Source organism: Pontibacillus litoralis JSM 072002, assembly GCF_000775615.1.
Lineage (GTDB): Bacteria > Bacillota > Bacilli > Bacillales > BH030062 > Pontibacillus > Pontibacillus litoralis.
Genome location: NZ_AVPG01000005.1, coordinates 52,888 through 65,132 on the forward strand (window position 1 = coordinate 52,888; position 12,245 = coordinate 65,132).

Genomic DNA, 12,245 nt, shown 5'->3' on the forward strand with positions numbered 1-12,245 from the left:
CCCCCTCTCTGCTTGTCCATTTATACGATGTATATGTACAAGCCTACTTATTCATGACAAGCTGCGTCGTTAAACATCCATAAAAAAAAGAAGCGCATGCAGGAATCATGTGCTTCTCGTTCATCTTTATGCTTCAAATTGTTTAAATACTAACGACACATTGTGCCCGCCAAAACCTAACGAGTTACTTACAACAGTTTGCACTGCACGGTCTCTCGCTTCATTTGGTACGATATCTAAATCGCAATCAGCGTCTTTATTCTCGTAATTAATCGTTGGTGGAACTTTGTTCGTTAATATCGTTTTTACCGCAACGACGGATTCTACTGCACCTGCCGCTCCTAATAAATGTCCGGTCATCGATTTCGTAGAACTCATAGCAAGATTGTAGGCGTGATCACCAAAAACAGCTTTCACAGCTTCTGTTTCGAATTTATCATTTAATGCTGTACCAGTACCATGCGCGTTAATGTAATCCACATCCTCAGGCTGCACACTTGCATCTTCTAACGCTTGCTTCATCGCACGTGTTGCGCCTTCTCCATTCGGGGCAGGTGCCGTTATATGATGAGCGTCACCGGTTGAACCGTAACCAACGAGTTCTGCTAAAATCGTTGCACCACGCTTCTCGGCAGACTGTAAGCTTTCTAATACAAGGATGCCAGCGCCTTCACCCATCACAAAACCTCCACGTTCTGCATCAAATGGACGACTTGCTTTGTTTGGATCCTCCTCAAAAGAAAGTGCCTTCATTGAGGAGAAGCCTGCAAATGCCATGTTCGTTAGCGGCGCTTCCGTACCACCAGCAATCATTACATCCGCATCGCCTCGCTCGATTACTTTAAAAGCATCACCAATGGAATTCGCTCCAGAAGCGCACGCTGTTACACTACATGAATTAATTCCTTTTGCACCTAAAGCAATGGATACTTGACCAGCTGCCATATCTGGAATCATCATTGGGATGAAAAACGGACTTACACGACGAGCACCTTTTTCTTTAAATTTATCAATTTGCTCTTCCAGTGTGGACATGCCACCAATACCAGACCCAATCCATACGCCTGTACGCTCTGCATTTTCCTCGTTAATGTCTAAACCAGCATTTTCAACAGCCATAACTGCAGCAGCTAACGCATATTGAGTAAATAAATCCATGCGGCGTGCTTCTTTTTTATCAAAATAATCACCAGGATGAAAATCTTTTACTTCTCCACACACATGAACAGGAAATTGTTCCGGGTCCACTCTTGTAATTGGACCTATTCCAGATTTCCCTACCATCATGTTGTTCCACATCGTCTCTACATTATTACCTATAGGAGATACAGCCCCCATTCCAGTAACAACTACTCTATTTTTCATAAAACAACTTCCTCCTTCAATTATCTCCCGTAACGTAATGCAACGGCTCCCCACGTTAAGCCGCCACCAAACCCAACTAGCACTACGACGTCGTTATCTTTTATGTTGCCATTTTCAATATTCTCCGATAATGCAATTGGAATGGAAGAGGAAGAGGTATTTCCATATCGATTAACCGATACCGCCATCTTCTCTTCTGGTATTTCCAAACGTTGGCGTGCTGCTTCCATAATTCGAATGTTCGCTTGATGAGGGACGAGAAAATCGACATCCTCTTTAGTAAGCCCTGCCTTCTCCAATACTTTAATTGATGATTCTGGCATTTGGCGAACTGCGAATTTAAACACTTCTCTGCCATTCATTTTTATAAAGCGATCTTCTTTTCCTTGATAGAGGTACTTACTTCCACTTCCATCAGATCCAAGTTCAAACGACAGAATACCTTTTCCTTCACTAACAGGGCCTAACACAGTTGCTCCAGCACCATCACCGAATAATACACACGTATTCCGGTCCGTCCAGTCAGTGATTTTCGATAGCTTCTCAGAGCCAACTAATAAAATATTATCATACACACCGTTTTGAATAAATTGTTGTGCTGTAATCATCCCATACATATAGCCTGCACATGCGGCCCCTAAATCCATTGATGCCGCTTTCGTCGCTCCTAATCGCTCTTGCAGCATGTTCCCAACAGAAGGAAAAGGCATATCTGGTGTAACCGTGGCAACAATAATTAAATCAATATCTTCTGCAGACATATTCGCCTGTTCTAATGCTCGTAAGGAAGCTTCATACCCCATATCCGATGTATCCATGTCTTCATCTGCAAACCGGCGCTCTTCAATACCTGTTCGTGTACGAATCCACTCATCACTCGTATCTACAATTTTCTCCATGTCTGCATTGGTAAATACTCGCTCTGGCACATAGTGACCAGCACCTAATATACCTACATTTCTCATATATACATCCCCTTAAAGGTAGTTTCTATTATCAATTATTATGACTTGGTACTAATCATAAAGTATTTTTTACAATTATTCAAGTATGTTTCCTTTTCCATGCTATTGTTAGTGTTCAATTCTCCCACACAAAAAAATCCCAGCTTAGGCTAGGATTTTTTAAAAATATTATTTTGATTGCTCATTCGGTAAAACACCGGTTTCTTTATACTTTTCCAGTGCAGTATCTAGGTCGTGTTGTAATTCTGCTGGAACACTTGAACTAAATTCACCTAATGATATTGCCCCGTCTTGAAACCCGAATGTAAGAAAACCATCAGGAAGATCTCCTTCATCAAAAAGCTTCGCCGCAATGACATACAACTGATCGACATGTTGAATGGTACTCGTTAACACCGTCGATTCTCCAATGTGAGACTGATCCGATACGTACCCAATAGAATGTAAGTGATCATCCTTTACTGCTTCCATAATTGGTACATTAAAACCATCACCAGCAGGGTAAAACACATCCACCCCTTCTTCCTTTAACTCGTCATACAATTGGATAGCCTTATCTTTATCCTCCCAGCTGTTCACGTATTCAATCGTAACTTCCGTGTTTGGATTTTGAAACTTGGCTCCTTCATAAAATCCTTCCACTTCTGGCTGCCATTCAAAAGCAGCAATGACTCCAACATGCTCGATATCGGTCATCCCACTAGCAACCATGCCTCCAAAGAAGCCCATGGAATAACCATCAAAGTTAAGACTCGTCATATTATCCCCTTGTATATTCCCGTTAAAATAAACGAAATGCATGTCAGGAAACTCTTGATGAAGTTCATTGAAATAATCACCAAATTTTTTACCATGACCAAACACTAAATTAATCCCTTCATCAGAAAATTCCTTTAAAGCAATGCGAGCTGCTTGTTTAGATTGGATATGCTGTTTAAAATAAACATCTACGTTCATTTCTTCTTTTATATCTAGAAGCCCTTCATATCCTTTCTTTCCCCAAGCTTGATCATGGACAGAATGATCAACAAGCATGCCTACCTTTTGAAGGTTTCCCTGTCCCATTGCGGTCGTGCAACCAATCAAACCGAATAGTAAAAATAAAATAATTGCAGTTGGCAATACCTTTTTCCACTTCACAATTGGACACCTCATTTCCAAGTAGATCTAATCTATTGTAACTTTTTCAGCATCGTTAGTAAATGTAAGGAAAGCCATATAAGACTTTATTTGTAAAATGAGGAGAATTTTCTTCGATGGATTGCTAATTGCTCTTTTCGATTTTCAATAGGTTTACTCGTTATAATCGAGACATCATTTGGCAAGGAAACAACATCAGGCGCTTGATAATCCTCACTTAATGTAAAGATGGAATGTATCAGATCTTCTATTGCATAATCCTTACTCGTAATTTCATATGGTTTCTTCGATAGCCAAGGACCGAAATAGTGTTCCATGTGGACAGTTAACCACCCTTCTTTTGGCTCCTTTTTTGACGAAGAAGTTATTCTAACGCGTTGAGTTGCTGGTATTTCTTCAAGTTGATGCCACGGTACGTCAGCCTCTATGTCATATACCGTAATAAGGCAATCAAGTCCATCATGGTTGCTTTGTTTAAATGTGTTCACCTCTGGAAAATGCGTAAAATGAGCATTACGCCCAATAAACATCGCCATCATTTCTTTTCTTTCGGAAAGACCATCAACACCGTATACAAAATGCCCTTTTTCCAAACATGCTTGCACGAAATGAAAGCCAATCCCTGAGTAACAACCCCATATTAAATAGCGCATACAAGTCCCCCCCTATGCCATCGTATGATTTTGGAAGAATAATGATTCCACGTTTCGTTAGTACAGCATGTTAAAATGGTTGCTCAAGTGATGTTTCATACCTTTTCATAAAAGTGAGCAATTGCTTTGTCACCCGTGGAATAACAGGCTGAACGGTTAACTTCAGCTGTACAGATGCATGCCGCTGCTGGTTTTGCTCTAACTTCCTTCCATGTTCTTGCACATTTAAGTAAGGATCAGCTAAATCGTGGTAAATAAGCATTGGTGCTCGACATTCAGGGATACGGGCATTTGTAATTACTTGGCTTTCCACATCACTTTCCGCTACACTATAAGCCATAGCTAACTGTTTCGTAAATCGCTTAAAGAAGAGTTGATTGCTCCGTTCTTGCTCATACAAAGCTTGTAAATCTACACAAGGAGTAAATAAAATAAAGGAGCGTATAGGCAGTTGTTCTTGTTCATGCCACTTTAATGCTGTAAGCGCCCCCATTCCTTCTGCAATCACATGTATATGCGGATTGACAATTTCTTGGCGTTTCACTAGTTGATACACATGGTGGAGAAGGTCGATAGATTGACTACTTCCCCATCCGTTCCCATATAAATGACTAGTAAATAACGTGTATCCTTCCTCTAATAACGCTTGTAACAATGTTGCTTTAGAAGGATGTTCACTCCACGCTGATTGATGCTCTTCTACATAGTGACCAACATCTCCTAAATACAATACTAAAAATCCATTAGGTTGCTCTGGTATATGAACGAGACACGTTTGCTCACGGATGGTGCAGGTTCTCGTTACCGGTGATCGAGAGTTATCCATTCTAGTTTCATCCTTTTACATCAATGTTAATCTTCTATAATGTATGTATAATTTCTTGTGGTGTATAGTTAGATGCCTTAATCATGATACATATTAAGAAAAGTTTCTGTTCCTTTTTTGAATGACCTTTGATAAAATAGTAATAGAATGTCGAAATAGAGGTGAGCATTTTGCGCTTATTCTGGACCATTTTTTGGAGTTTTCTGTTAAGTTCTATGGTAACTTACGTCGTATCTAGCATGAATGGTGGAACATTTGATCTTACAAATGCAATTGTTCTAACTGTTGGATTCGTCCTAGCAGTTATCTTATTAGCTGAAGGTGCGCTAAGAGAAGATACAAACGCATAACAAAGGCTATTTCATTTTTTCGTGAAGAAAAGCTAAAATCCTCCTTCTTGCAGAAGAAGGAGGATTTTTTTCTGTTGTTCATGGTTTTCGTTTATACGTCCAAACGCGATCTTTATTAGTGTTTGGCGGAAAAACTTTGCCTGCTTCTAAATGAATTTGTTGGGGATTTTGAACCATACTTCCTGTTTCCCCAATTTCAACATATACACCGTTATTAGGTGCTTTTTCACCGTGTTTAAATTGATGTCTTTGCCCCATATTTCTATACTCCTTTACGTGTCATTGTTCATAGTTTGACTAATCAATGAAGAAATATACGAATCGACGATGGTTGGGGAAAGGTACATTCTCGTCCGTTCATCTGTTTAGATATTTAAACGGATACATAAATTTGTTGCATGTACAATATATAATAGAATAAGCCGTATATGGACTTTTCAATTCAATTAATAAATACCATATACGTTTTGTTGCAATACAGGAGGATATTATCATGGAAAAATTAATCGAGCTTATTCAATTTTTATTTCTAGGGTTATTCCAAGGATTTACAGAACCAATTCCTATTTCGTCTAGTGGACATTTAGTTATGTTACAAGATTTATTTGGCGTTGATTTACCTGGCTTATCCTTTGAAGTGTTCGTTAACTTTGGATCTCTTATTGCGGTAGTAATCATATACCGTAACGACTTAATCCGCTTAGCATCAAATGGATTAGCTTACTTATTTAAACAAAACCGGGAAGCAAATGTCCAAGAAGATTTCCGGTTCATTATGTATTTACTCATTGCCACAATACCAGCAGGTGTAATTGGATTACTGTTTGAAGATTGGATTGAAGGAACGTTTAGCAGTGCCAAAATGGTCGGTATCACCCTTATCATTACAGGTATTGCTTTATGGATTATTCGTAACTTAAGAGGGACAAAAGGGGACCATGACCTTAACTGGAAAGCAGTCATCATTGTTGGCCTTGCGCAAGCAGTTGCTTTAATTCCTGGCATTAGTCGCTCTGGTGCAACCATTGTAGCTGCGATGTTGTTAGGGTGGAAGCAAGAAACAGCACTACGCTTTTCCTTTATGTTGTTTATCCCAGTAAGCGCAGGAACGCTTCTCTTAGATTTGAATGAGTTATTTAACAATCCGAACATCATTCCTTATTTAGTCGCCTTTATGGCATCGATTATCGCAACGTACTTCTCCTTACGATGGTTTATGAACATCATGGCAAAAGGAAACTTGAAATACTTCTCCTTCTATTGCTTTATCGTAGGTGCATTGGCGTTTCTTTTATTGTAAATGAAAAAGCATAGGCTTAGTCGCCTGTGCTTTTTTAGTAGCTTTATTAATTATCCACCACTAACAGGGGGAATAAAGGCAACCACATCTTCATCCTGCACTGTGGCGTTCGTTGTTGCATATTCTTCATTCACTGCTACCATAACGTCATCTAACCCTTGCACGCCATATTGTTGTTGCAGCATTCCCTTTATCGTAGCAATCGTTTCACCTGCTGCATCGATTTTTATTCGATCTTCTCCTACTGCTTCTTTCAAATGCGCAAACAATAATACTGTAACCATTACATTTCCTCCTTACTTGGTTTACCGAATGGATAAGCCTTTGTTTCTTGTTGGTTGCCAATCCATTCTGTTCCATCATGCCAATGTTCTTTTTTCCAAATAGGGACAATCTCTTTTATTCGTTCAATAGCATACCGACTCGCTTCATAAGAATCTGCTCGGTGAGGTGTGGATACAGCAATGATAACCGCTATGTCTGAAATGTGTAATTCCCCAATCCGGTGCGTAATCGCACATTGCGCATCTGGCCATCTTGCTGCAATTTCCTCCCCTATTTGTGCTAGTTTCTTCTCCGCCATCGGAATATATGCTTCATACGTAAGAGATAGTGTTTGCCTTCCTTTCGTCCACTCTCGCACTGTTCCAAGAAAGGTATTAATAGCGCCACATTCTCGTCTCGTCACTTTATTTACAACCTCTTCTATTGAAATATTTTCTGACGTTATTGCATACAACTTACTCATTGGTCACACCTCTTCATTAATTCTGCTACGATCCATGACACATACGCTTTTTCATCATTGATGGAGAAAGTACTGACTTGACAATCGCTTCCTTTCCACTCAACTACACATTGAACATTTTTTAATAACAGCAAACCCTTATCTTCCTTTGATTTCAACAGGACACATTTCGGATAATTCGCATGCTTATACCCTTCCACCAAAACAACATCCAGCTCAAAAGAAATATAGTGAGCTAAAGCTTTTTCTAACGTCCATTGATCTTGTTTTGAAGACAAAATCATTTGCCCTCCACCTTCGACTCCGCTAACAATAGCTCCTGCATCTCGATGACGCCCACTATCTGTATCGTCATCACAAAAAGTAGGCTTCCCCCCATGACCGTGGTGCTTCAACGTACCGACTCGCAGTCCACTTTTTTGCAGTTCTTCTACAAGCGTCGTCATTAGCGTCGTCTTCCCACTTTCTTTATAGCCAACTACTTGCCATACGACAAAAGGAAACTGCTCCATATGAACTTCCCCCTTTAGGATGAATGTTTCACTTTGCTTTTGCTACGAAAAGGCAACCACCAATTCCAATCTCCTAATAACTTCATTAAGCTTGGTACTAGCAATAAGCGAATTATCGTTACATCAATAAAGATAGCAATTGCGATACCTATACCAATTTGTTTAACAGGGACTATATTTGTAAAGGCGAATGCACCAGTAATAACAATCATGATAAGCGCAGCTGATGTAATAATTTTGCTCGTATTTGCAAGCCCTTGCGCTGTCGCTTCTGTATTATCACCCGTTTGACGATAAAATTCATGGATACGCGAAATCAAGAATACTTCATAATCCATACTTAAACCGAACACAAGGCTAAACACGATTACAGGTAAAATTAACGCAATATTTGTTTGCTCAAGCCCGAAATGTCCTCCTTGAAAGAGCCAAACGAGAATACCAAATGTCGATGTAAGACCAATCACATTCATCGCTATTGCTTTTAGCGGAATAACAATGGAGCGAAAAGCAATCATTAAGATAAAGAAGGTCGAAACGATAATGATTAACAGCGTTAGCAACACATTATCTAATATTTCCTGGTAAATCTCTTGATTGAATTTCGGTAATCCACCGAACATGACGTCTACATCCCACTTTGTATGACTCCAATCCGTCATTAATTGATGCGCCTCTGAAGAATTATCAGCCACCGTTAAATGAACAGGGATGAACAACTGATCACCTGTAATAAATTGGTCGATAGCTGGCTCAAGCTGTTGCTTCACCTCCGGCTGCTCAAGTGCGGCTGCTAGTTGTTCCGATGATGTAAAATCACTTACGGAAAAGAGCGTTTCTACCGAATCAACAACACTAGGTTCTTTTAGTCGATCCTCTAGCTGTTTCATATCTTCTAGCCCTTCATTTGTCAGCCAATCGCCATCTCGCTCCGCAATTACATAAGTTGTACTTTCATATTCAGACATAAATGTTTCATGAATGGTTTCATACGCTGCACGTGATTCATAACTTTCGGGCAGCGAATCAATGGTCGGGATAGAGACATTCATATTCGAAACAGGTATAATACCGATTCCTAACACAATGAGAGCCAATACTGTTACGATAATAGGACGTTCCATCACTTTACGAGCGAATGTACGCCATTTCGTTTGTGTATCGTTCCTGATTGGTATAATCGACCATTTATGAATGTTATCCCCTATCACATATAATAATGCTGGTAACAGAGTTAAAGAGGTAAGCACTGCCATTACAACGACAACCGCTCCACCAATCGCAATATTCATAAAGATGTCTACTTGAATTACACTCATAGCAACTAAGCCGATAAAAACACATAAAGCAGAGAAAAGAATCGATCGACCTGCTGTTTGGATCGTCGTAATGAGCGCTTCTCTTTTATTCGATTGTTGCATTTCTTCTTTATAACGGTTAATAAACAATAGGGAAAAGTCAATGGAAAGTGCTAAACCAATCATAGGAGCAATGTTTAATATAAATATGGATAACGAATACGCATCACCTATAATCGATAGCAAACCAAATCCTGCGATAATCGTAACCGCCCCTACGACTAACGGCAAAATAGAGGCAACAATCGTACGTAAGGCAAATAATAAGATAAGAAGTGCAATCGGTAAGCCTATTAATTCAGCTTGTTTCAAATCGTCTTGACTAGCTTTGTTAATATCTTCAGAAATAACAGGAGCACCTGTCAATTGCACACCATCCCGCTCATCTGTTATCGCTTTCACACTTGAAATTACGTCGTTCATTTCTAATGATTCATCATTCACATGCACAGCAGCATAAGCAACGTCTTCTCCATACATCGAATCATCATCTAATGGAGATTGAATGCTACTGGCTATTTGTAACGAATTTATATCTTTTATTATAGATGCCATCGCTTCATCTGATTGATTCTCGAACAGCACAAGTAACGTAGATTTCGGAAAACCAAATGACTGTTGTAATTCTTCTTCCACTTGTTCATATTGGCCATCCGTACGGAATCCATCTCCCTCTAATAAAGAAGGTAACTGAAATGCGAAATATCCCATCACTCCAATGAAGATGATCCAACAAGCAAGCAACCATTTATAGCTACGAACCATTTTAGACGCTATCTTCCCCATACCGCATCAATCTCCTTTACGTTTCTTAACCCTTCAGATAAAAATACCCCTTGCTGGGACTTCCAACAAAGGGTATGTGTGCATCAATCTGGAATGCCTAGCGCAATTTTCGCATAACGAGACATTTTATCTTTCGTCCATGGTGGGCTCCATACAATGTTAACGACTGTCTCTTTCACTTCTGGTAAATCAGCAAGAACACGTTTAACATCTTCCTCTATTGTACCTGCTAAAGGACAGCCCATTGTTGTAAGAGTCATCGTAACTTGAGCAACACCATCTTTGTCCATATCGACTCCATATATTAATCCAAGGTTCACTATATCAATGCCTAATTCAGGGTCAATGACATTTTCTAATGCACCCATCATATTATCATGTAATATTTGATCCATAGGTGGTTTATCCCCCTTCTTCATCGTTATTGCTAATTATATCGAATATAACCTAAGAATGAAAGGAAGACCTCTTCTTCTTATAAATGCAAGTCAAACCAATTCGCCGTTTCTTCTATTGCATACGTCGATACTTTGTGATCTCGATCCAATTCTCTTAAGAAACGAATGTTTTCAGGGTTTTTATAATGCGGAATTGCATCTGTATAAAAGCTGTAAGCATGATCAAAAGGTACCACATTGTCCTTCTCTCCATGCCAAAAAAACAACGGTCTTCCTTGTAATCGATCTATTTGCAAGGAAAGGTCAATAGGTGCCAGCTTTTGAATGAATTGTTGCTGCTCTTCTTCAGTAAATGGCACATCTAAACCCGTTTCCTTTACATAAGCTACTTGCTCTTTTGCAAATCGAACTGGTTGTGGTGTACCCATTAATACAGCCGCAACTTTAATCCAATCAAATTGAGTAAGCGCTGCACTTGTAGTAATCCCACCCATACTCGTACCAGCTAAACCGAAACGATTGCCGTCTAGTAAATGGCGCTTCTTCATGTTCTCATAAATAACTGGAATTTCTTTTAAATTGTGCGCAACAACGTCCCACAATCGGTACATTAACTGTTCATTATTTAATTGTGTTCGTCGTTCGCCATGCAAGTAGCAGTCAGGTAATACTACTCGATAACCTTTTGTCGCCAGTGCATATGCAATCGGTAAATTTTGTTCTTTCACACTTGTAATCCCATGAATGTATGTTACTACAGGTAACGGTTCATTTTCTTTTGTAGCATCTACTACGATTAATACCGGAATATCCTCAATCTTTTCTCGGTAAACCCCTATCATGTTGTATTTTCCCTTCCTTTATTAACATATATATGTTATATTTATGTATTTTCACAATACCTATGCTACCATTGTGTCTTAAGAAAAGAAAGGAAAACGGTTTTGTCCCTTTACATGACATATAGGACAAGTTTACACTTAAACAGTCAAAGGTGGTGCTTATATTGGAAAAACATTTAATTGCATTAGATTTAGATGGTACGTTATTAACCGATGAAAAAGAAATTAGCAGTCGAAATAAAGAAATTATCACAGCCGCACGTGATCAAGGTCATATTGTATGTATTGCGACAGGCAGACCACACCGTGCGAGCATTCGTTATTATCATGAACTAGGATTAGACACACCAATGGTCAATTTCAATGGGGCATTGATTCATCATCCATTAAACGATCAATGGGATGCTATTCATTCCCCTATGTCCATTCGAACAGCTCAAGAAATTATACATACATGTTATGAACTTGGTATGAAAAATGTATTAGCCGAAGTACGAGATGACCTTTATTTAGATAAACACGATCAAGAGCTGCTTGATATTTTCCATTCAAGTAACACTCCGATCACAATCGGCAACTTAAGTCAAAACTTAAAAGAAGACCCCACTTCTATTCTAATTCATCCAGAGGTAGATCAGGTTCAACCGTTACGTGACCAATTAACGAATAAACACGCTGAGATGATCGATCATCGTAAATGGGGTGCACCATGGCACGTTATTGAAATCGTTCGCGCTGGCTTAAACAAAGCAGTTGGACTACGTAAAGTTGCTCATTATTACCACATACCTCAAGAGCGAATCATCGCATTTGGAGATGAGGACAACGATTTAGAAATGTTGGAATATGCCGGAGTCGGTGTTGCTATGGATAACGCAATATCTCAATTAAAAGATGTTGCCAACTACGTAACAGCCTCCAATGAGGGAGATGGAATTGCAGAATTTCTAATCGATTACTTACAACTACACAACATTATGAAATAGCAACTTTCCCCACACA

15 protein-coding genes are annotated in these 12,245 nt (G+C 39.3%); 3 read left to right on the forward strand and 12 right to left on the reverse strand.

The window, feature by feature from the left end; translation table 11 throughout:
- Positions 1-126: 126 nt before the first annotated feature.
- The 5 genes from fabF to N784_RS05370 all read right to left on the reverse strand — a co-directional run bounded on the left by fabF (position 127) and on the right by N784_RS05370 (position 4,949).
- Positions 127-1,365: a beta-ketoacyl-ACP synthase II gene (fabF, locus tag N784_RS05350; protein WP_036833113.1), complete on the reverse strand. Its 1,239-nt coding sequence runs from the start codon at positions 1,363-1,365 to the stop codon at positions 127-129.
- 20 nt (positions 1,366-1,385) lie between these two features.
- Positions 1,386-2,330, reverse strand: coding sequence for a beta-ketoacyl-ACP synthase III (locus N784_RS05355; protein ID WP_036833114.1), 945 nt, complete (start codon positions 2,328-2,330; stop codon positions 1,386-1,388).
- 168 nt (positions 2,331-2,498) lie between these two features.
- Positions 2,499-3,470 (reverse strand): BMP family ABC transporter substrate-binding protein, encoded by a 972-nt coding sequence (locus tag N784_RS05360; RefSeq protein ID WP_232305977.1) that lies wholly within the window; start codon positions 3,468-3,470, stop codon positions 2,499-2,501.
- A gap of 86 nt (positions 3,471-3,556) precedes the next feature.
- Positions 3,557-4,123: a hypothetical protein gene (locus tag N784_RS05365; RefSeq protein WP_036833115.1), complete on the reverse strand. Its 567-nt coding sequence runs from the start codon at positions 4,121-4,123 to the stop codon at positions 3,557-3,559.
- 70 nt (positions 4,124-4,193) lie between these two features.
- Entirely contained in the window at positions 4,194-4,949 is a 756-nt protein-coding gene (locus N784_RS05370; protein ID WP_052127145.1) for a hypothetical protein, read from the reverse strand.
- Positions 4,950-5,119: 170 nt separating this feature from the next.
- Between N784_RS05370 and N784_RS05375 the strand changes: the two genes are divergently transcribed.
- Entirely contained in the window at positions 5,120-5,299 is a 180-nt protein-coding gene (locus tag N784_RS05375; RefSeq protein ID WP_036833116.1) for a YjzD family protein, read from the forward strand.
- 78 nt (positions 5,300-5,377) lie between these two features.
- On the opposite strand, the gene N784_RS05380 is transcribed toward N784_RS05375, so the two are convergent.
- A complete protein-coding gene (locus N784_RS05380) occupies positions 5,378-5,557 on the reverse strand; it encodes a YjzC family protein (RefSeq protein WP_036833117.1) in 180 nt (59 codons plus the stop codon).
- 235 nt (positions 5,558-5,792) lie between these two features.
- Between N784_RS05380 and N784_RS05385 the strand changes: the two genes are divergently transcribed.
- Positions 5,793-6,599 (forward strand): undecaprenyl-diphosphate phosphatase, encoded by an 807-nt coding sequence (locus N784_RS05385; RefSeq protein ID WP_036833118.1) that lies wholly within the window; start codon positions 5,793-5,795, stop codon positions 6,597-6,599.
- 50 nt (positions 6,600-6,649) lie between these two features.
- On the opposite strand, the gene moaD is transcribed toward N784_RS05385, so the two are convergent.
- From moaD to N784_RS05415, 6 genes are all read right to left on the reverse strand, one after another.
- Positions 6,650-6,883 carry a molybdopterin converting factor subunit 1 gene (moaD, locus tag N784_RS05390; protein ID WP_036833120.1) on the reverse strand — a complete coding sequence of 78 codons (234 nt, stop codon included), beginning with the start codon at positions 6,881-6,883 and terminating at the stop codon, positions 6,650-6,652.
- Positions 6,883-7,347, reverse strand: a complete 465-nt coding sequence (locus tag N784_RS05395) for a molybdenum cofactor biosynthesis protein MoaE (RefSeq protein WP_036833121.1) — start codon at positions 7,345-7,347, stop codon at positions 6,883-6,885. Before N784_RS05395 ends, moaD begins: the two co-directional genes overlap by 1 nt.
- A complete protein-coding gene (gene mobB, locus N784_RS05400; RefSeq protein WP_036833123.1) occupies positions 7,344-7,859 on the reverse strand; it encodes a molybdopterin-guanine dinucleotide biosynthesis protein B in 516 nt (171 codons plus the stop codon). Before mobB ends, N784_RS05395 begins: the two co-directional genes overlap by 4 nt.
- Positions 7,860-7,873: 14 nt before the next feature.
- Complete coding sequence (locus N784_RS05405; protein WP_036833125.1) at positions 7,874-10,003, reverse strand: MMPL family transporter; 2,130 nt, start codon at positions 10,001-10,003, stop codon at positions 7,874-7,876.
- An 83-nt stretch (positions 10,004-10,086) separates the two neighbouring features.
- Complete coding sequence (locus tag N784_RS05410) at positions 10,087-10,398, reverse strand: metal-sulfur cluster assembly factor (RefSeq protein WP_036833127.1); 312 nt, start codon at positions 10,396-10,398, stop codon at positions 10,087-10,089.
- A gap of 80 nt (positions 10,399-10,478) precedes the next feature.
- Complete coding sequence (locus N784_RS05415; protein WP_036833129.1) at positions 10,479-11,243, reverse strand: prolyl oligopeptidase family serine peptidase; 765 nt, start codon at positions 11,241-11,243, stop codon at positions 10,479-10,481.
- Positions 11,244-11,404: 161 nt separating this feature from the next.
- Between N784_RS05415 and N784_RS05420 the strand changes: the two genes are divergently transcribed.
- A complete protein-coding gene (locus N784_RS05420) occupies positions 11,405-12,229 on the forward strand; it encodes a Cof-type HAD-IIB family hydrolase (RefSeq protein ID WP_036833222.1) in 825 nt (274 codons plus the stop codon).
- Positions 12,230-12,245 lie beyond the last annotated feature (16 nt).